The following is a 19,992-nucleotide window of genomic DNA, read 5'->3' as shown; positions in this document are numbered from 1 at the left end:
TCTTTTGGCACTTCACGAGATGCGGCATTCCATTGCCGGACGGCGCACGACCCTAGTGAAAGCGACGCAAGCCGCGCCCGACCAGCAGGCAGATCAGGGCATGAAAGCCAAGCGCCGTCAGCGTCACCAGCGTCAGCGCCGCAAAGGTCAGATCGATCCGCATCCGGCCATTGGCATGGATCATCACCGCGCCCAACCCCTCCGATCCGCCGACCCATTCGCCGATCACCGCCCCAACCGGCGCATAGACCGCGGCAAGCCGCAACCCGCTTCCCAGCATCGGCAGCGCCATCGGAATGCGGATATGCCACATGGTGCCGGCCGGGCTGGCCCCCATGGTCTGCGCCAGATCCAGACAGGCGGGCGAGGTTCGCTCCAACCCGTCCAGAAAGGCCGAGGCCACCGGAAAGAAGCAGATCAGCGCCGCCACCACGATCTTCGGGGCCATGCCATAGCCCAGCCACAGCGTCAGGATCGGGGCCAGCGCAAAAATCGGGATCACCTGCGACAACAGCAGGACCGGGCGCAACGTGACAGCCAGACGCTGGAATGCGGCCATCGCAACGGCAAGCCCTGCCCCGGCCCCGGCCCCAAGCAGAAATCCCGCCACGATCTCGACCCCGGTTTGCACAAGCGCTGTAGCCAGCACCGCTTGATGGCCATAAAGCGCCTGCGCCACCGCGACAGGGCCAGGCAGCAGGAAGGGTGGCAGGCCGGTGGCCCAGATCAGCCCCTGCCACAGCGCCAGAACCGCAAGGATCAGCCACAGCCCGCGCATCATGCGACGAGCCGCACCAACAGCGCCGCCTGACAGTCCAGCACCCCGCGATCCAGCACCGCACGGGGTGCCGGTGTCTGCGGCGCGGGCAATTCGGTCAGCCCGGTCTCATCCAGCAGGACTATATGATCGGCCAGCCGTGCGGCCTCGGCCGGGTCATGCGTCACCATCAGCACCGTGCGGCCTTTCAGCAACCGCGCTGCCAGATCCTGCATCGCCAGCCGCATCCGGGCATCCAGCGCCGAAAAGGGCTCATCCAGCAGCACGAGCGGGCGATCCTCCATCAAGGTCCGCGCCAGCGCCACCCGCTGGCGTTGCCCGCCCGACAGCGTGGCGGGATAGGCGCCAGCATGGTCGGCAAGGCCACAGCTTTGCAGGATATCCTCCAGCCGCGCGGCATCGATCTGCCCGCCGCGCAACCTTGCTCCAAGGCCCGCATTCTGCCGCACCGTCAGCCAGGGCAACAACCCGGCATCCTGCGCCATCAGCGCCACGGGCAGGCGGTTCTCCACCTGCCCCGCAAACGTTCCGCCGATGGGCAGCCCGGCGATCAGCCGCAACAAGGTGGATTTGCCCACGCCCGACGGGCCGAGCAACGCCGTCCATTGACCCGGTGCCAGCACCAGACGCAGCGGCGCGAACAGTGCCCGCCCACCCAGATGCACCTGACCCGTCAGGACAACCTTGCCGCTCATGCCCGGCCAAGGTTCCAGAACGCAGCCTCCAGCCGGGTGGCGGTGGTAAAGCGGTCCGTGATCCCCTGCCAGCGCGGCAAGGCCTCCGGCGCGGGGCCAAGACGGTCGGCCACCGCCCGGTCGATCATCGCCCCGGTGTCGCGGCACAGTTGCTGATACGCCGTCCCGCCATAGGTTCGGATCCAGTCACCATAGGGATTGCCCCGGGCCTGCGGCAAAAGCCGCGCGCCGATCTCGCCATAGCCCAGCACGCAGGGCGCAAGCGCCGCCAGCAGATCCAGAAAATCCCCGCTATAGCCTGCCTCCAGCACATAGCGGGTATAGGCGAGGGTCTCGGGCGTTTCCTCGGTCGCCTCCAGCGCATCGCGGCCGATGCCGGCAGCCGCACAGACCCCTTCATGCAGCGCCATCTCGACATGCAGCAGCGCATGGACCGTGGCACTGGCCGCCTGCATCTCGGCCAGCGATCCGGCCTTGACCACCGCCAAAGACCAGGCGCGGGCGAAATGGATCAGGAAGAGGTAATCCTGCCGCAGATAGGTCAGGAAAGCCGCGCCTGGCAGGGTGCCATTGCCCAGCCTCTCGACAAAGGCGTGCCGCGTATAGGTCGCCCATGGCACGGGACAGGCCGCCCGCCACAGCGCGAAGCTGCGCCCGTAACCTTCCACCGTCATTCCGCCGCCCCCGGATCAAGCGCCAGTCGTGACACCGGCAGGGTGCTGTCGATCAGCCCGGCCTCGTGCAGAAACGCCTCGAACCGCGCATAGCGCCGGTGATCCAGCGCCGCCGGGCTATGGGCAAACCGCGGCAAGGTATCGGCCCATGCACTTTTGTTCAGATCATCGGTCAGATCCGGGCCGCTGGCGGCAAAGATCGCAAAGGCCTCGTCCGGATGGTTCAGCATGTAGGCGTTGCCCTTTTCGATTGCTGCCATGAAGCGCGTCAGCCCGTCACGATCCACGGCATTCGTATTGGCCACGAAGATCAGCTCGTCATAGGATGGCAGCCCCGCTTCCTCGGGGTAGAAGCAACGCCCTTCGGCACCCGCCAGCCGCATCTGTGTCATCTCGAAATTGCGGAAGGCGCCGATCACCGCATCCACCTGCCCCGTCAATAGCGCGGGCGTCAGCGACCAGTTCACGTTGATCATCTCCACATCTTGAAGACCGAGGCCCACCGAGCCGAGCATCGCGCCCATCACCGCCTCTTCGACTCCCGCGACCGAATAGCCGATCTTGCGGCCCTTCAGGTCCGACAGCGCCTGTACCGGGCCATCGGCCTTGACCATCAGACAATTCAGCGGCGTGGCAATCAGCGTGCCGACACGGGCCAGCGGCAACCCCTCATGCACTTGCAGATGCAGTTGCGGCTGATAGCTGACCGCAAGATCGGCCTTGCCAGCGGCCACCAGCTTGGGGGGCTCCGACGGGTCGGCGGGGGCGATCACCTCCACCTCCAGCCCCTGTTCGGCAAAAAAGCCCTTGTCGCGCGCCAGAATGATCGGGGCGTGGTCGGGGTTCACATACCAGTCAAGGATCAGGGTCAGCCGATCCTGTGCCGATGCAGGCAAGGCAAGCGCGAGGCTGAGGGCAAGACCAAGGGTAAGGCTATGCTGTTTCATGAAATGTCCTTTGTCGTCAGGATGGGTGTGTCGGCCAGCAGCGCGATGGAACCCGGCCAATGGGCGCGCAGCCGGTCCGCTGCGCGCCATGCCCGCAGGCCGGAGCGACAGGCGAAGACCACGCGCTGCCCGGCTGCGGGATGCAGGCTGTTCTGGGTGATCTGCGCCAAAGTCAAACGCCGTGCTGAGGGATGCACGGCCTGCGGGGCCTCGCTTGCGTCACGCAGATCAACGATCAGATCGCCCGCATCCAGATCGGTGCGGGCGATGAACGGATGCCTGTAATCCGGTTCCGGCGCATGGTCGAAGCGGAAGCCCGCCATGCGGAACCCCTCCAGATCAAACCGCAGGATCTGGCCAAGCGGTGAGGGGCGCAGGCCGGTCAGCACCGCCAGCGCCATCTGCGCCTGAAGCGTGCCGAACATGCCGACCACCGGCCCCAGCACCCCCGCCGTGGCACAGGTCGCAAGCGTTTCCGGCAGATCGGGGAAGACCGCGCGCAGGCTTGGCGCGCCGCCGCAAAAGCCGCCGACATAGCCGCCGAAGCCCAGAACCGAGGCCGATATCAGCGGCTTGGACATCTGCAGGCACAGATCCGACAGCGTGTAGCTGGCCGCGAAACTGTCGGCGCAATCCAGCACCAGATCGGCCTGTGCAATCAGCCCCGGCGCATTGGCGGGCGTCAGCCAGTCGACCCGCGGATCAACCCGCACCTGCGGGTTCAGCACCGCCAGATATTGCGCCGCCGCGCGCGCCTTGGGCTGCCCCAGATGCGCGCCATAGATCGGCTGGCGGTGCAGGTTGCTTTCCTCGACCAGATCTGGGTCGATCAGGGCGATATGGCCCAGACCAGCCCCGGCCAGATATTGCAGCACCGGCACGCCAAGTCCGCCCGCCCCCACCACCAGCACATGCGCCGCCGTGATCCGTGCCTGCCCCGCCGCACCGAGCCCCGGCAGCATGGTCTGGCGGGCATAGCGGCTCATGCCGTGATCCCCAGCCAGTCGCGCACCCGTGCCTGCGGGTCCGGATTCAGCGTGATATCGGTCACGACCGAGACCACATCCGCCCCGGCGGCAAAGGCCTCGGCCGCGCGCTCTGGCGTCAGTCCACCGATGGCGATCAGCGGAATATCCCTGATCCGGGCTTTCCAGTCGGCCAGCTTTGCCGTGCCCTGCTGATGCCATTTCATCTGTTTCAGGATGGTCGGCCAGATCGGACCAAGGGCGATGTAATCGGGCCGCAAGGCCAGCGCGCGGGCAAGCTCGTCCTCGTCATGGGTGGAAATGCCAAGCCTCAAGCCGGCGGCCCGAATGGCGCCCAGATCCGCGGTATCCAGATCCTCTTGCCCCAGATGGATCCAGTCACAGCCTGCCTCGATCGCGATCTGCCAATGATCGTTGACCACCAGAATGGCCCCTGCTGCGCGGCACAGATCGCGGGCGCGGGCGATCTCGGCCCGCAGATCATCCTGTGTGCGATCCTTCAGGCGCAGTTGCACCAGCTTCACGCCAAGCGGCAGCATCTGCGCGACCCAGTCCGCATTGTCGAAAATCGGATAGAACCGTGGCAGCATCATGCGAGAAATGCCTTTCCAAGAACGGGGGTTGATGGGGCGGCCATATCGCGCGCGCCCATCGGATCTGCGCCATAGGCCAGACGCCCGGCCTCAATGGCCTGCGCCATGGCCCGCGCCATCGCCACCGGATCACCGGCCTGTGCCACGGCGCTGTTCATCAGCACCGCGTCAAACCCCATCTCCATCGCCTGCGCCGCATGTGAAGGCAGGCCGATCCCGGCATCAATCACCAGCGGCGCATCGGGAAAATGCGCCCGCAGGCTGCGCAATCCGTAAGGGTTGTTCAGCCCGAGCCCCGATCCGATTGGCGCGCCCCAGGGCATGAGAACCTGACAGCCCACCTCTTGCAGACGGGCGCAGACGGTCAGATCCTCGGTGCAATAGGGAAAGACCGCAAAGCCGTCTTCGGTCAGGATGCGCGCGGCCTCAATCAGCCCGAACACATCGGGTTGCAACGTATCGGCATGGCCGATCACCTCCAGCTTGATCCAATTTGTCTCGAAGACCTCGCGCGCCATATGGGCGGTGGTCACCGCCTCTTTCACCGTATGGCACCCGGCGGTATTGGGCAGGATACGGGTTTGCAGGCCACGGATCAGCGCCCAGAAATCCTGGCCCCCGCCCTGTTCGCGCCGCAGGCTGACAGTCGCGATCCCGGCGCCCGAGACCTGAAACGCCTGCGCCAGAATGGCGGGGGAAGGATACTGTGCCGTGCCAAGCATCAGGGGGCTTTCGACGGGGACGCCATAGAAGACCGGCATGGGTCAGCCCCCCTGCATCGGGGCCAGAACCTCGATCCGGTCGCCGTCATGGATCGGGGTCGCGGCGCGGGCTGCGGCGGGCACGAAATCGCCATTGCGGGCAGTCGCCACCCTGCCGGATATGCCAACCTCGATCAGCAGATCGGCAAGGGTCTGGGCCTGCGCCTCATGCGTGGCCCCGTTCAGGGTGATCTTCATGCGGAAACCTCGTTGATAGAATCCGGGTGCATAAACTCAGGGGAAATGCCGCTTTCGAGATGCGCCGCCACCATCTCTGCCATGGCGGGGGACAGCAAAAATCCGTGGCGATAGAGCCCGTTGACGAAAAGCGTGGCCCCTTGCCTGCGCAACCGGGGCAGGTTGTCGGGAAAGGCGGGCCGGGCATCCGCGCCCATTTCCAGAACCTCGGCCTCAGCAAAAGCGGGGTGCAGGGCATAGGCAGCGGACAGCAATTCCAGCACGGACCGCGCCGTGACGCCGCCACGCCGGTCGCTTTCGATCATCGTCGCACCCAGCATGAAGATGCCGTCGCCACGCGGCACGATATAAAGCGGGATGCGCGGATGCAGCAGCCGCACCGGGCGGTGCAGCGTAACGTCAGGGCAGCGCAGAACCAGCATCTCGCCGCGCACGCCGCGCAGATCGGGCAGGCTGTCGCGGGCGGCAAGGCCACGCGCATCGATGATCTGGGCTTGGGTTTCCGGCGCGGCAGCGTGGACTGTCACGCCCTTGGCACACAGCCGCCGCCGCAATTCGATCAGCGCCGCGCGGGGGGCCAGATGGCCCTCATCTTCAAAGAACAGCGCCGAAGGAAAGCGCCCCTGCAAATCGGGTTCCAGCGCGGCGATGCCGCCCCCGTTCAGCGTCTGATGCCTGCGGCTGCGGCGGGCAAAGCGCGCAAGTTCCGCCTGATCGCGGGTTTGCGCCACCACCAGCGTGCCCTTGCGCTGCACGAGGCCGGTATGCTGCGCCCACCAGTCCAGCGCGCCCGCCCCCAGCCGCTCCACCGCTTCGGGGGCCGAGGCCCCCTCGCACCAGGGGGCAAGCATTCCGCCCGCCCACCAGGAACAGGAATGCGCGCCGGGCTCCGGGGCGGGATCGACCAATTCCACCTGATGCCCACGCGCAGTCAGTTCCGTCGCAATCGCAAGGCCCATGACGCCCGCGCCGAGAATGCGAACGCGCCTCATGCCTCGGGCCGCCATAGCGCATGGAAATGGTGCACCGGCCCGTGACCGCGCCCGATGCGCAGCCGGTCCGCCGCCGAAATCGCGCCCTGCAGATAGGCATGGGCGCGCTGGACCGCCGGTTTGACCGCCAGCCCCTGCGCAAGTCCTGCCGCAATTGCCGCCGACAAGGTGCACCCGGTGCCATGGGTGTTGCGGGTGGGGTGACGCGGCGCGGTCAGCACGACGCGCGCCGGGCCAAGCAGCAAATCCTCACAGATCGCGCCATCGGCATGGCCGCCCTTCATCAGCACCCATTGGGGCCCAAGCCCCAGCAAGGCCTGCCCCTGTTGTTCCCGCTGCCAAAGGTCGGTTGCCGGAGCGGCTTGCAGCAGCTCCGCCGCTTCGGGCAGATTGGGGGTCAGCACGGTTGCCAATGGCAGCAATTCGGCGCGCAAGGCTGCGATGGCATCGGCTGCCAGCAGCCGGTCGCCGGATTTGGCCACCATCACCGGATCAAGGACCACAGGCAGATCGCGATTCCGCAGCACCTCGGCCACGGTGCGGATGATATCGGGGCCGCCCAGCATCCCGATCTTCACCGCCCGCACCGGCAGATCGTCGCACACCGCCTCAAGCTGCATCCGCACCAGATCTGGGGCAAGCGCCGCCACCGCCAGCACGGCCTGCGTGTTCTGCGCCGTCACCGCCGTCAGAACGCTGGCCCCATAACAGCCAAGCGCGGAAAACGTCTTCAGATCGGCCTGAATCCCGGCCCCACCGCCGCTATCGGACCCTGCTATGGTCAATGCAATGGATGTCACGTCGCCCCCAAATGCACCGACGGACTGGTATTGGGGGCTTTGCGCAGGCCGATTGCGGCCCCGCATCATCAAGCTACCCGTTCCCTCCGCCGGTATGAACCGGATCAGGTTCGATGGGTTGGCTGCCGCCTCTCAGCCCCGGTTGCCCGGGACACCCCAACGAGTATTCGACGGGCAACCTAGGGAGGAAATCTTACCTTGGCAAGTCGCAGTTTTCGCAGCGCCAGTTCAGCCGCGTTGCAACCCAAAGCGGCGGATCTGGCGATGGATGGTGCTGCGATCCACCGCCATCGCGCGCGCCACGGCCGAAATGTTCCAGCCATGCTGGGCGAGATGATGCGCCAGAACGGCAGGGCCTTCAGCGGCGGCCTCCGCCTCCTGCCGGAAGGCCAGCGGCAGTTGCGCCACCCCAAGGACCAGCGATTTGCGCCCCTGCCCCGCGCCGGTCAGGCCCGCGGCGAGCCCGGTCAATTCGTGCAGATTGCCATCCCAGGGGTGGCGCGCCAAAGCCGCAACAGCCGCGCGGTCAAAGCTGACAGGGCAGCCTGCCGCCTGGGCAAGGACCTGCGCGACCACGGCCAACAGATCCTGCCGCCGGGCAAGTGATGGCAGCACCAGACGCCCCGCCGCCAGACGATGACGCAGATCCTCGCGCAGCCCGGTGCCTGCCCCCCCGCGGCTGGTGACGATGATCCGCGCGTGGCTGACCCGCGCGCGCAACGCCCCCACCGGGCGATAACTGCCTTCTGCCAGCAGGGTGGACAGCCGCGCCTGCAACCGCAGCGGCAGTTCCGCCAGATTGTCGAGCACCAGCGTTCCGCCCTCGGCGGTATCGATCAGCCCTGCCTGATAGCTGCGCGGATCGCCGCGCCCGAACAGGATCGCCGCCTCGTCCTCGGCCAACGTCTCGCAGGCCACGGTGACAAAGGGCGCGCGGGCAGACTGCCCCCCGGCATCGTGAATGGCCCGGGCCAGTGCCGATTTGCCGCACCCCACCGGCCCTTCGATCATCACCGGCGCGCGGGTCGCGGCCAGGACCGCAGCCTGTTCGATGATCTCCCGCATCGATGGGTCATCCCCCGCCAGCGCCCGCAATGCCGCCGGGATCCTTGGTGCACGGGCCTGCATCGGGGCAAGGATCGGCATCGGGCTGCGGCGCGGCTCGATCGCGTGCGCAAAAAGGCGATAGCCGTCGCGTGTCTCGATCAGACGATCCTGCGGGGCGCGCTGGCGGGTCAGGTCCTCCAGATGCTCCAGATCCAGATTGAACACATCGGAGATATGACGCCCGATCAGGCCGCCGCCCCGACGCCAGTCCTGTCCCAGACTGCGCGCCATCAACCGTGCTGCGCCATTGGTCATGCCGATGACGCGCCCGCCCTGATCCAGACGCAACGCCGCCTGCGGATCGACATCCAGAAAATCCGGGCTGCCTGCCAGCCGCAGCACCCAGTCGGCCCGCGCCTCGGCCATGATATTGGCCATCTCGATCCGCCGCGCGGTCTGGCGCACCAGATTGAGCGCAAGGAACTGGCTGGCCCGCGCCAAGGGCGAGGACAACAACGAAATATCAAGCACCGCCGCAAGCTGCCCCTCGGTGTCATAGATCGGGGCTGCGGTGCAGGACAGCCCGCCATGCGTCACGTCGAAATGGTCGCTCTGATGGATGATCAGCGGCTCGCCCGTTTCGATACAGGCACCCAGCGCACAGGTGCCCGCCCGCGCCTCGGACCATTCCGCGCCAAGATAGAGGCCGGATCGACGCAGATCGGCCTTCTGGCCGTCCTCACCCAGATATTCGACCGTGACCCCCGCCGCATCCGACAGCAGCAGCACATAATTCTGCCCTGCCACCAGCTTGTAAAGATCATCGATGCCCGACCGGGCGATGCGGATCAGATCCTCGGACCGCTGGCGATGCTGGCGCAGGGCCGCATCGGGCACGATATAGGCCTCGGCCCGCGCGGTCGGGTCCAGCCCGTGCTTTTCCAGACAGCGCAGCCAGCTTTGCACCACAACCGGATCGCGGGTCTCGCTGCCCCGCTGCGCCACGACCTCGATCTCGCGGATATGGTCGATATCGGTCTGCATCCATCCTCCCGCCCGGCCAAGTGGCCCGAACCGCCCCGATCCTAGCCGACAATCGCCCGGTGCAGAACCGGGGTGTCTGCGCGATGCAGCATTCCGCCGCGATGCAGCGAATGTGTTGCAGCCCAATGCAACAGGTGCTGCGGGTGGTGCAACAGGGGGCTGCGCCAAGTCCCTGAAATCATTGATCGCGATTTTCCCGGTTCGCCGCAACCGGCCGAGCGGCCACCCTGAGAGCCGCATTTCAGGAGGACAGAAGATGAAGGCCCTGCGTTTCCATGCCGCAAAGGATTTGCGGATCGAAGACATCGCGGCGATTCCCGCTCCCGGCCCCGGTCAGGTGGCGATCCAGAACCGCTTTGTCGGGATCTGCGGCACCGATCTGCACGAATATGCCTATGGCCCGATCTTCGTGCCGACAGCACCCCACCCCTTCACCGGCGCGCAGGGGCCGCAGGTTCTGGGCCATGAGTTTGGCGGCGTGGTGACGGCGATCGGTGCGGGTGTCACCCATGTGAAACCGGGCGACCGGGTTTCGGTGCAACCGCTGATCATGCCCCGTTCGGGCGATTACTTTGCCGATCGCGGGCTGTTCCATCTGAGCGAGGATCTGGCACTGGCGGGCCTGAGCTGGATTTCCGGCGGCATGGCCGAGGCTGCGCTGCTGAACGATTACAACGTGGTGAAAATCCCCGACAGCATGAGCGATGAAGAGGCGGCCCTGGTCGAACCCACCGCGGTTGCCGTCTATGCCTGTGACCGGGGTCAGGTCACCGCCGGAAACTCGGTGCTGATCACCGGCGCGGGGCCCATCGGCATCCTGACGCTGCTGACGGCGAAGGCCTTTGGTGCGACCAAGCTGTTCCTGTCGGATCTGAACGACACACGGCTGGAGCTTGCCCGCCAGATCCTGCCGGAGGTCATCACCCTCAACCCCAAGCGCGACGATATCGGGGCCGTGATCCGCGCGCAGACCGAAGGCGGCGTGGGCGTCGATGTGGCGCTGGAATGCGTGGGCAATGAAAAGGCGCTGCAAAGCTGCCTTGATGCGGTGCGCAAGCAGGGCACCATCGTGCAGGTCGGGTTGCATCCCGGCAATTCCGGTCTGAACTGGCACAATGTCACCTTCAAGGACGTGGATGTGCGGGGGTCCTGGGCCTATCCGACGCATCTCTGGCCGCGCGTGATCGACATGATCGCGACCGGCGCGATCCCGGCAATGAAGGTGGTGACCACGAAGATCCGCCTCGATCAAGCGGTGACGGAAGGGTTCGACACCCTGCTCGATCCCGCCGGAACGCAGTTGAAGATCCTGATCGATCTGACCTGACGAAACCCGCCTGCGCAGGCAAGCACCGGGGTTGGGAGGCCCCGCTTGCGCAGGCCGAACTTTATCATGACGCATGAGGGAGGAAACCATGCTTGATACCACAGCCCATGGCGCGCTTGCGGCGCTCGTGGCCGATCTGGAACGCGCGCTGATTGCACAGGATGCCGATGCGGTGGCCGATCTGTTTCTGGAAACCGGCTTCTGGCGCGATCTGGCGGCCTTTACCTGGAACCTGAAAACCTGTGAGGGGCGCAGCCAGATCGCCGCCATGGCACGGGCGCAGTTGCCCAAGGTGGTGCCGGGGTCGTTGATGCTTGACCCCACAGAAACGGTGATGGAGGCGGGCGGCATCACCGAAGGCTGGTTGTTGCTGGAAACCGCAACCGGGCGCGGTCAGGGTTATATCCGCATGAAGGACGGCCGGATCTGGACCCTGCTGACCACCCTGCACGAACTGAAGGGCCATGAAGAGCCGCGCAAACTGCGCCGCCCGATGGGGGCCGAGCACGGCCACGACCCCGAACGTCAGACCTGGAAGGAAAAGCGTGAGGCCGAGGCCGCGCGCCTTGGCTATGAGGAGCAGCCCTATGTTCTGGTGATCGGCGGCGGGCAGGGCGGCATCGCGCTTGGCGCGCGGCTGCGGCAATTGTCGGTGCCGACCATCGTGATCGACAAGCACCCCCGCCCCGGCGATCAGTGGCGCAATCGCTACAAGTCGCTCTGCCTGCATGATCCGGTCTGGTATGACCACCTGCCCTATATCCCCTTCCCCGACAATTGGCCGGTCTTTGCGCCCAAGGACAAGGTCGGGGACTGGCTGGAGATGTATACCCGCGTGATGGAGCTGAACTATTGGTCGCTGACCACCGCAACCTCGGCCCGCTATGACGCGGCAAAGGGCGAATGGGAGGTGCAGTTGATCCGCGACGGTCAGCCCGTCACCCTGCGCCCCAAGCAATTGGTGCTGGCGACCGGCATGTCGGGCAAGGCCAATGTGCCGGTCTTCAAGGGGCAGGATGTGTTCAAGGGTGAACAGCAGCATTCCAGCCAGCATCCCGGCCCGGATGCCTATCGCGGCAAGAAGGTGGTGGTGATCGGGGCGAACAATTCCGCCCATGATATCTGTGCCGCCCTTTGGGAAAACGGTGCCGATGTCACCATGGTGCAGCGCTCATCGACCCATATCGTGAAATCGGACAGTCTGATGGAAGTCTGCCTTGGCGGGCTTTATTCGGAACAGGCTGTGGCCAATGGCATCACCCATGACAAGGCCGACATGATCTTCGCAAGTGTGCCCTACAAGATCATGGCCGATTTCCATGTGCCGCAATATGACGAGATCAAGAAGCGCGATGCCGGCTTCTATGCGGCGCTGGAAAAGGCCGGTTTCATGCTGGATTTCGGCGATGACGAGTCCGGTCTGTTCATGAAATATCTGCGCCGCGGGTCTGGCTATTACATCGATGTCGGTGCCTGCGATCTGATCATCGATGGTTCCATCAAGCTGCAATCGGGCAAGGGTATCAGCCATCTGACGGAAAATGCGGTGGTTCTGGACGATGGCACCGAACTGCCCGCCGATCTGGTGGTCTATGCCACGGGCTATGGGTCGATGAATGGCTGGGCGGCCGATCTGATCAGCCAGGATGTGGCGGACAAGGTGGGCAAATGCTGGGGCCTTGGCTCTGACACCACCAAGGATCCGGGGCCGTGGGAGGGCGAGCAGCGCAACATGTGGAAGCCCACGATGCAGGAGGGCCTGTGGTTCCATGGCGGCAACCTGCACCAGTCACGGCATTATTCGCGCTATCTGTCGCTGCAACTGAAGGCGCGACATGCGGGCATCGACACCCCCGTCTGGGGGCTGGAGGCACCGCATCACCTGCGCTGACCGATCAGGCCGGGCCGCCCTGTTGTGGCGGCCCCGGTTCAAGGTCCCAGTCTAAGGCCCCAGTCTAAGGCCCCAGTCTAAGGCAAGGCCCGTCCGGCACCACAAGCCGGGCGGGATCATGGCTGATCTCGACCACGGCGAAGCCGGTCTGATTGTGATGCTTTCGGATCAGATCCCGCGCCAATTGCCATGTCCTCGGATCGAGCCCGCCAAACCCCTCATCCAGCAGCAGGATATCGGGGCGCACCAGCAACGCCCGGATCAACGCCACCCGCTGCGCCTGCCCTTTGGACAGACTTTGCGCCGGACTACCTTGCACATCGCCCAGACCGAGGGCTTGCAGCATGTCCTCCATCATCGCCCCCGCCCTTGGGGCCACAAGCTGCAGGTTGCCCGTCACGGAAAGCTGCGGGATCAGCCGTGCCTCGGCAAAGCACATGCCGATCCGTTGCGGCAGATGGTGCAGCCGGCCGGAGGTTGGGCGTTCCAGCCCGGCGATCAGCCGCAGAAGGCTGGTCTTGCCCGCCCCGCTTGGGCCATCCAGCCGCAGAGTTTCCCCCTGCCGGATCATCAGCGTCAGGTCCAAAAGGGTCGGCGCAGATCTGCCACGATACTGCAACGCGACGCGGTCGGCATGGAACAGCACGCTCATGGCCGTCTCCGCCCCGCGATGGCGCTCAGGGCGGCCTCGATCAGCCCGATCAGCGCAAGGATCACAAGGACCAGCGCGAACAGCCGATCCGTCTGCAACCAGCTTTGTGCCGCTTGCACCTCGGCCCCGAGGCCCGGCGTGCCCGATAGCAGTTCGGTCAGCAAGGACACCCGCAGCGCATTGGCCATCGCCACCCGCAAGGCCGGGCCGAGCGCCGTCCAGAGCGCGGGCCAGATGATCCAGCGCAGGCACCGCCGCAGCGGCAGGCGGAAGACGCGCGCCATCTCGGCCAGTTGCGGGTCGATGGCCGACAGCCCCTCGGCTACGGCGATCTGGAACACCGGCAGCAGCAGCGCGCAGACGCAAAGAACGATGGTGATCGGGCCACCATCGAACCACAGGATGCACAGGATCGCCAGAACCGGCGCCGGGACACCCATCAGGATCAGCCGCGCGGGCGCGAGGCAGGCCGAGACCAGCGGCAGGTGCCAGCCAACCAACCCGAGCGGCGCGCCAAGCGCCTTGGCCAGCCCAAGCCCTGCCGCCGCGCGGCCCAGACTGGGCAACAGCGCGTCACGCCAGAAGGCCGCATCCTGCACAAGATCAAGCAGCGCCCGCGCCACCGCCAGCGGCCCGGGCAGGATCGCGGGCAGGTTCTGCTGCGCAGCAAAGGCCCAAAGCGCGACCAACCCGGCAAGCCCCGCCCCGAAGGCAGCCATCCGTATCATCGGCCGCATCATCGGCGGTATCGCGTGCTGCATCCCCGATTGCCTCACTGGCCGTAGAACCCCGGCCCCGGCAGCTTGCCACCGATGGCGGCGGGCTCCACAGCATGGATCTGGGCCAGAAAGTCGGCGACGGCCTGTGCTTGCTCCGGCATGGCCAGATCCTGCGCTCTGATCCCGGCAAAACCCGGACCAGCCTGCGCCATATCGGGGAAATGATGGGCAAGCAGCCCGGCGGCCCGCGCCGGATCACCGGCCAAATCCGCAAAGACCGCGTGATAGGCGGTCAGCACCTCGGACCGCACACCAAAGCCCGGATTGACCACCACGACGCCGGCAGGCGGGCAATCGGCCAGCGCGGTCGCCACCTGCCACAATGTGCAGATATCGGCCAGACGCTGCAGGCCCGGATCTTGCGCCAGTGCCAATGTCGCCATCGGCTCGGGCAAGAGGGCCGCGTCGATCTGGCCCGCCAGCAAAAGCTGCATCCCGGCCAACAGGGTGCCGGTGTAATGCGGCTGCCACCCTTCGGCCCCCGGCGGGGCGATGCGCTGCATCATCAGGTCGGGCAGATGGCCGCGAAACGGCAAGGCCAACACCCGCCCGCGCAGATCCTTCGGCGTGGTCATCGGTGCGCCGCGCCCGATAATCGCGATACTGCCCGCACTGACCGTGGCCGATATGACCTGAACCTTGATCCCCGTCGCATCCAGAATGGCAGCCATCGGCGCGGGCATCACCGCCATCACCGGCGCGTCCGAGGCCAGAACCTTGCGCAGCCCCTCGGGCGTCGACCATGGCGCGAAGGTGAAAGTGATCCCTTCCACCGGCTGCGTCTCGGCCAGCGCGATCAGAGGCGCACTTTCCCAGATCGGCGGGCCGGTCAGCAGGATCTCTTCCGCAAGAACCGGGCCGGGCAGCAGGGCAAGCAGGAACAGGGCGATACGCATATCAGGCCTCGCGGCGGGCCGCATCCAGCCGGAAGCGCCCGAAAGGGGTGGAAAGGATGCGGCTTTCCGCACGGATCAGCCCGGCCACCGCCATGGCCTGCGCCATCTGGCCTGCCGCAAAGGACACATCGCCCTGCCGCAAGGCGGGCATCAGGCGGCCAATCACATGCTCGGCCGGGGCGGTGCGATCCGCCTCCAGCGCCTCATGAAAGCTGAGCAGCACACCGCCCGGTGCCAGCCGGTCTGCCAGACGGGCCACAAGCGCAGGCAGACCCTGATCGTGGAAATAAAGCGTCATCGAACACCAGATCAGGTCAAACAGCCCTTCCGGCAGGGCGTTGTTGTAATTGCCACCGATGACGGACAGCGGCAGGTCAGCCGCCTCTTGCGCGATGCGCTGTGCAACGGGCGGCAGATCGAACAGGGTGATCGCCAGATCGGGGCGCTGCGCCAGCAACCTGCGCGCCAGCACGGCAGAACCCGGCCCGACATCCAGCAGGTGCCGCACCTTCGGCCATTCCGGCAGCGCGGTCAGACAGGGCAAGGTGGCGTCCGCAGCAATCGCCGCGTGAAATCCCGCAAGGGCCCGGTGATTGCCATCCCAATGCGCATCGTCAAAAAGGCGCGGCCCAGCGGGCGCAGCGGTGCCGCCGATCAGATCGGCGATCTGCGAAAGCCCCGCATGACGGGTCTGCGCCATGCCACGCAGGGTTGCCACCATGTTTTGCGGGCTGCCCTCGGCGACAAAGGGCAGGATGTCGGGCGATGTCCGAAACCCCGCACCTTCGCGCATCATGAACCCCGCCGCGACTAGCGCCCGCAAGGCGATGCCCAGCCTTGCGGGTGGCAGACCAAGACGCGCGGCCAGCGCGGCCTCATCCTGCGGCTCCGCAGATAGATCAAACACCCCGCAATCCAGCGCCCAGTGCAGCAGGGCGTGGCGGATCGGGCCTTCCAGCGTGTCGAGCAGAAGGCCCGCCCCCGCGCGCCGCGAAAGCGGGGCCGGATCGGGATTCAAATCCTGCATCACCATGTCATGCGCCAGTTGACCCCAATGGTCCGGGGGCTGCCATCCTCGACCACCACGCCGCGAAGGGTGTTGGCGGCGGTGCTGTAATATTCTTCATCCAGCAGGTTCCTGGCCCAAAGCGTCAGCTCGCCGCTGGCAAACATGCGCGTCACCTCGGCATCGACCGTCATGTAACCGGGCTGGCGCAGAGTATTTGCCGGGTCGAACCAGAAGCTGCCGCTGCCTTGCAGGCTGACCTTACCGCGCCAGACATCGCCCTGATGCGCCAGCGACAGGCCCCATGTCACCTCGGGTGCCATCGGCAAGTCATTGCCGGACCAATCCACCGGCACCAGCGTGCCAAGTGCCGGGTTCATCGAAGTGGTCAGGAACGAGGTCGCCCGCGCCCGCTGCCAGCCCGCATTGGCTCCGATCTGCCAGCTGTCACCGATGGGCGCGGCCAGCTCGGCCTCAATTCCATAGCTTTTCGCCTGACCCGCGTTGGAGATGAACTGCGCCGCCCCCGGGATGGTCTCGGTGATCTGCTTGTCGGTGACACGGGTGTGGAAGGCCACAAGATTGACCCGCGCCCCATTGAAAAATTCGTGCTTCACGCCGATCTCGCCGCTCCAGCTATATTCACCCTTGTAGACCAGGCTCGCGGCGCTGTTGGCAAAGCCGTAATTATAGCCTGCCGGCATATAGCCGCGCGCATAGCTTGCATGAAGCAAGGTCGTATCGCTCAGGTCATAGGCCAGCGTCAGCTTGGGCAGCAGCGTGGTCGCGCTTTCGCGGCCCTCATAGCGCAGCGCCGCCATCGGCGAGGTCAGGCTTTGCCACCCATCGGAGGAGATATGATCGGCGCGCAGCCCGGCCCCGACCCTGAACCGGCTGGTGATCGCATATTCGGCAAAGCCGTAAAGGGCCGCTCCCCTCTGGTCGATCTCGGTGTGACGGTCGGTCGACATGGCGCCAAGGTTGAAATCGGCCTTGGTGCTTTGCTTGAAGACATTGGCCCCGAGCGACCATTTCAGCGGACCTTCCATGTTGGAAGTCAGCCGCAATTCTTGTGAAAATGTGCGGTCCCGCACATCCAGTTCCGTCACCCCCAACGGCAGGGCCGAGCTGTCGAAATCCAGCACGAAGGCGCGATCAAATGTGGTGAAGCCTGTGATCGCGGTCAGATCGAACCCGTCAAAGCCTTTGCCATATTCCAGCGCGGTCACGCTTATCTGGCGGGTTTCCCATGACGGATCGGAATAGACGCTTTCATAGCGCCCGGTCGCCAGCGGCCCGCTGATATAGCGGAACTGTTCCTTGTTGAACTTCTGATCCTCGAGCACGGTGCGCAGCGTCACGCTGCCGCCATCCTGCAAATCCCATGTGATGCCGGCAAAGCCGGTAGCACGGCGGCTTTTGCTGCCAACTTCCGCCCCGGTCACCGGGTTGGAGATCACACCCGGATCGCGCGCGACCTCAAGCCCCAGGGCAAGCGCCGGGCCGGTGGCCGCCTGCCCCGACCATTTGATCGCGGCATTGCCGCCCAAGGGCTGCGCCCCGGCATCCGAACCGGACAGGCCCAGATTGATCTCGCCGCCTTCGCGGCTGCCGGGGGTGATGGTGTCATAGCTCAGCAACCCCGCCTCGGAATTGCGGCCAAGCGTGGTGCCCTGCGGCCCCTTCAACAGCGTCACATTCTCGGCCCCGAAGAAATGCGGCAGCTGGATCGTGCCCATCGGCAGCGGCACACCATTCACCAGATAGCCAACCGGATCGGAGAGCGCATTGTCAAAGGCCGACATGCCGCGCACCACCAGCCGCGCCTGCGAATTGGCGCGCTGGAACACGGTATTGGCGGAACGCGCCGCGACAATCGCGGCATCGGGCGACACGGCATCGGCCAGCACGCCCGCATCCAGCACCGTGGCACTGACCGCGGCCTTGCGCGCGACCTCTTCCCAGAAACTGGCGTAAAGCGTGACCTCGTCCAGCAGGACGGCATCGTCTTGCGCGCGGGATTGCAGGGGGAACAGCCCGGTTGCAAGGGTCATGGTCACGCCAAAGATCGCGGCGCGGGTCCGCGGGGTATGGGGCAGCAGGGAATGAGACAACTGGGTGCGAGGCATGGGACGGGCTCCTTTGGACTGCTCCCTGCCACGCGCGCGGCCCCGAATCTTGTAACTGACGAAAACAGTCTTGAATTTGGCGAAGCCGCTACGAACTTTGCCGCCCGGCGCGCCTCCAGGCCTTGGCGGTCATGCCGAACCGCTTGCGAAAGGCGTTGGACAGATGGCTTGCATCGGAAAAGCCGCATTCCCCGGCGATCTCGGTAAAGCTGCGATCAGTATGGCGGACCAGCCGTTCCGCCGCCTCAAGCCGCAGGGCACGCAGCCGTTCAAAGACGGTCATCCCGATCTCGGCCCGGAAGATCTGGTTCAGCGTCACATGGCTCAGGCCGGATTCACGTTCCAGCTCCGCCATGGCGATGGTCTCGGTCAGCCGTTCGGACAGGAAGGCAGTCAGACGCCCCACCAGCAGCGCGGGGTCGCCGGCGGCCTCGGCCGCGCGCGGCTGCGCGTCCAGCTCCTCCAGCGCGTGACCGATCAGCGACAGGCATTGCCCCTCCTTGCGCAACAGGGCCGCAGGGCCGGTGCGGCCATCCAGCAGCGCCTCCAGCACAGCGCTTCCCGGCACTGGCAGGCGCAACCTACGGAAAGGATCGCGGTCCGGCAGGGTGGTGCCCAGCAGGGCCGCCAAGGGCTGCGGCAAATGCGGGATGGCCAGCGCGATCACGAGGTTGGAACACCCCTCGCCCTTTTCCACGATGCGCTGCAACCGCTTGCCGCCCGAGCGGATGATCCAGCCCTGCCCGCCCGATATGACATGGTGCTGGCCGCGCGGATCGATCAGCACCATGCGCCCTGACAGGTTGAAGGCGAGGATCAGTTGATCCTCGGGGCGGCGGATCTCGTCATCATGGCGGATCGCGGGTGAGAAATGGCTCTGCGCCAGCACCAGTCCGGCATTGAGGCGCAGCACATCGACATGCGTGCCCTGCTTCACGCCTGGCAGCGTGACTGAGGTCGGCGCACCGGCCTCGAAAGGGGTGAAACGATGGGGTTCGATCAGATTCATGCGCGCGGGCGGCCTTTGATGCCGGGGCCTGCGATCCAGCAGATGCAGGCGGCCAGATGGGATGGGCTGGCGCAAAACGCGTGGCCCCACCACGCTGACGGATTTGCCTCCGGCTTGCAAGCGGCGGAGGCAATACACGGCGCGCCAATGCGGCCCGGATACCGCCGCCGAGGCGACCGTCCGTGTGCCCGCTCATCGGCAGACCCCGCCGTGACAGCCCCCGGATCGACAGCGCCCGGATCGACAGATCCACGCCGCCTGCGCCATGCTGTCGACCCTGGGGCGTGGCATCAGGACGGCATTCCTTGCGGACCTGGCACTGGTGCCGGGTCTGCCCTTGGTGCCGCATGGGCATCACCGAAAAGGCACCTTCCACCGCTGATCCATGATCCTTGCGTCAGCCGGTGATCGATCCCATCCCCCTCCAGTGACCGATCCATCCTCCCGCCCCCAGTCTTCATCTGTTCCCAAATATCCTCGGGGGTCCGGGGGCAGACAGTCCCCGCGATCGGTCACCGGCGGGCGGTGCGACGGTTGGTTGCACCCGCGCGCCCCACCTGCGCACGAAATGTCGACCTGCGCCGGGTTGCCGCAATTGATTTCTTCGCCCCCCGTCCCGCCCGAAACGCCGCAGGCCGGGGCTCTGCTGCAGAACCCCGGCCTGTCAGGTGATCGGGCCCGCCTTACAGCAGGAAGAAGCCTTTGCTGAGGCTGGTGACATCGTCGAGCAGCACGGCGAAATCGGCCTTGCCGTCGCCGTTCACGTCGCCGGTCAGGATGGCGTCGCC

At 66.0% G+C, this 19,992-nt stretch carries 20 protein-coding genes and 1 riboswitch; of the genes, 2 read left to right on the top strand and 18 right to left on the bottom strand.

What is annotated here, in order from left to right; genetic code table 11:
• Window positions 1–52: 52 nt before the first annotated feature.
• From GBJ34_RS06225 to GBJ34_RS06175, 11 genes are all read right to left on the bottom strand, one after another.
• On the bottom strand, window positions 53–781 hold the full coding sequence (locus GBJ34_RS06225; protein ID WP_151718409.1) for an ABC transporter permease: 729 nt from the start codon (window positions 779–781) through the stop codon (window positions 53–55).
• On the bottom strand, window positions 778–1,473 hold the full coding sequence (locus tag GBJ34_RS06220; protein WP_151718408.1) for an ABC transporter ATP-binding protein: 696 nt from the start codon (window positions 1,471–1,473) through the stop codon (window positions 778–780). The genes GBJ34_RS06225 and GBJ34_RS06220 overlap by 4 nt, the downstream gene beginning before the upstream one ends.
• Window positions 1,470–2,147 (bottom strand): TenA family protein, encoded by a 678-nt coding sequence (locus GBJ34_RS06215; RefSeq protein ID WP_151718407.1) that lies wholly within the window; start codon window positions 2,145–2,147, stop codon window positions 1,470–1,472. Before GBJ34_RS06215 ends, GBJ34_RS06220 begins: the two co-directional genes overlap by 4 nt.
• Window positions 2,144–3,094: an ABC transporter substrate-binding protein gene (locus GBJ34_RS06210; RefSeq protein ID WP_151718406.1), complete on the bottom strand. Its 951-nt coding sequence runs from the start codon at window positions 3,092–3,094 to the stop codon at window positions 2,144–2,146. Before GBJ34_RS06210 ends, GBJ34_RS06215 begins: the two co-directional genes overlap by 4 nt.
• Complete coding sequence (locus GBJ34_RS06205) at window positions 3,091–4,080, bottom strand: HesA/MoeB/ThiF family protein (protein ID WP_192931121.1); 990 nt, start codon at window positions 4,078–4,080, stop codon at window positions 3,091–3,093. The genes GBJ34_RS06210 and GBJ34_RS06205 overlap by 4 nt, the downstream gene beginning before the upstream one ends.
• Entirely contained in the window at window positions 4,077–4,673 is a 597-nt protein-coding gene (locus GBJ34_RS06200; protein WP_151718405.1) for a thiamine phosphate synthase, read from the bottom strand. Before GBJ34_RS06200 ends, GBJ34_RS06205 begins: the two co-directional genes overlap by 4 nt.
• Window positions 4,670–5,434: a thiazole synthase gene (locus GBJ34_RS06195; protein ID WP_151718404.1), complete on the bottom strand. Its 765-nt coding sequence runs from the start codon at window positions 5,432–5,434 to the stop codon at window positions 4,670–4,672. Before GBJ34_RS06195 ends, GBJ34_RS06200 begins: the two co-directional genes overlap by 4 nt.
• A gap of 3 nt (window positions 5,435–5,437) precedes the next feature.
• Window positions 5,438–5,632: a sulfur carrier protein ThiS gene (gene thiS / locus GBJ34_RS06190; RefSeq protein WP_151718403.1), complete on the bottom strand. Its 195-nt coding sequence runs from the start codon at window positions 5,630–5,632 to the stop codon at window positions 5,438–5,440.
• On the bottom strand, window positions 5,629–6,624 hold the full coding sequence (thiO, locus tag GBJ34_RS06185) for a glycine oxidase ThiO (protein ID WP_151718402.1): 996 nt from the start codon (window positions 6,622–6,624) through the stop codon (window positions 5,629–5,631). Before thiO ends, thiS begins: the two co-directional genes overlap by 4 nt.
• Complete coding sequence (gene thiD / locus GBJ34_RS06180) at window positions 6,621–7,424, bottom strand: bifunctional hydroxymethylpyrimidine kinase/phosphomethylpyrimidine kinase (RefSeq protein WP_151718401.1); 804 nt, start codon at window positions 7,422–7,424, stop codon at window positions 6,621–6,623. Before thiD ends, thiO begins: the two co-directional genes overlap by 4 nt.
• 64 nt (window positions 7,425–7,488) lie before the next feature.
• Window positions 7,489–7,593: riboswitch (TPP riboswitch) on the bottom strand.
• A 59-nt stretch (window positions 7,594–7,652) separates the two neighbouring features.
• Window positions 7,653–9,515, bottom strand: a complete 1,863-nt coding sequence (locus GBJ34_RS06175; protein WP_151718400.1) for a sigma-54-dependent Fis family transcriptional regulator — start codon at window positions 9,513–9,515, stop codon at window positions 7,653–7,655.
• A 256-nt stretch (window positions 9,516–9,771) separates the two neighbouring features.
• Here GBJ34_RS06175 and GBJ34_RS06170 point away from each other — a divergent pair, with 256 nt between their 5' ends.
• Window positions 9,772–10,842, top strand: coding sequence for a 2,3-butanediol dehydrogenase (locus tag GBJ34_RS06170; RefSeq protein WP_151718399.1), 1,071 nt, complete (start codon window positions 9,772–9,774; stop codon window positions 10,840–10,842).
• A gap of 88 nt (window positions 10,843–10,930) precedes the next feature.
• Window positions 10,931–12,733 (top strand): NAD(P)-binding domain-containing protein, encoded by a 1,803-nt coding sequence (locus GBJ34_RS06165; protein ID WP_151718398.1) that lies wholly within the window; start codon window positions 10,931–10,933, stop codon window positions 12,731–12,733.
• 64 nt (window positions 12,734–12,797) lie between these two features.
• On the opposite strand, the gene GBJ34_RS06160 is transcribed toward GBJ34_RS06165, so the two are convergent.
• The 7 genes from GBJ34_RS06160 to GBJ34_RS21190 all read right to left on the bottom strand — a co-directional run.
• Window positions 12,798–13,385 (bottom strand): ATP-binding cassette domain-containing protein, encoded by a 588-nt coding sequence (locus tag GBJ34_RS06160; protein ID WP_151718397.1) that lies wholly within the window; start codon window positions 13,383–13,385, stop codon window positions 12,798–12,800.
• Window positions 13,382–14,113 (bottom strand): ABC transporter permease, encoded by a 732-nt coding sequence (locus tag GBJ34_RS06155; protein WP_226341067.1) that lies wholly within the window; start codon window positions 14,111–14,113, stop codon window positions 13,382–13,384. Before GBJ34_RS06155 ends, GBJ34_RS06160 begins: the two co-directional genes overlap by 4 nt.
• A gap of 44 nt (window positions 14,114–14,157) precedes the next feature.
• Window positions 14,158–15,060 carry a substrate-binding domain-containing protein gene (locus GBJ34_RS06150; protein WP_151718396.1) on the bottom strand — a complete coding sequence of 301 codons (903 nt, stop codon included), beginning with the start codon at window positions 15,058–15,060 and terminating at the stop codon, window positions 14,158–14,160.
• A gap of 1 nt (window position 15,061) precedes the next feature.
• Window positions 15,062–16,087, bottom strand: coding sequence for a class I SAM-dependent methyltransferase (locus GBJ34_RS06145; RefSeq protein ID WP_151718395.1), 1,026 nt, complete (start codon window positions 16,085–16,087; stop codon window positions 15,062–15,064).
• Window positions 16,087–18,195: a TonB-dependent receptor gene (locus tag GBJ34_RS06140; protein WP_151718394.1), complete on the bottom strand. Its 2,109-nt coding sequence runs from the start codon at window positions 18,193–18,195 to the stop codon at window positions 16,087–16,089. Before GBJ34_RS06140 ends, GBJ34_RS06145 begins: the two co-directional genes overlap by 1 nt.
• Window positions 18,196–18,283: 88 nt before the next feature.
• Window positions 18,284–19,204: an AraC family transcriptional regulator gene (locus GBJ34_RS06135; protein WP_151718393.1), complete on the bottom strand. Its 921-nt coding sequence runs from the start codon at window positions 19,202–19,204 to the stop codon at window positions 18,284–18,286.
• A 683-nt stretch (window positions 19,205–19,887) separates the two neighbouring features.
• The coding region (locus tag GBJ34_RS21190; protein ID WP_404811407.1) for a hypothetical protein at window positions 19,888–19,992 on the bottom strand (105 nt) is incomplete at its 5' end.

It is taken from the genome of Gemmobacter serpentinus (assembly GCF_008973825.1).
Taxonomy (GTDB): domain Bacteria; phylum Pseudomonadota; class Alphaproteobacteria; order Rhodobacterales; family Rhodobacteraceae; genus Gemmobacter; species Gemmobacter serpentinus.
This window is presented reverse-complemented; position numbering and strand designations above follow the sequence as displayed.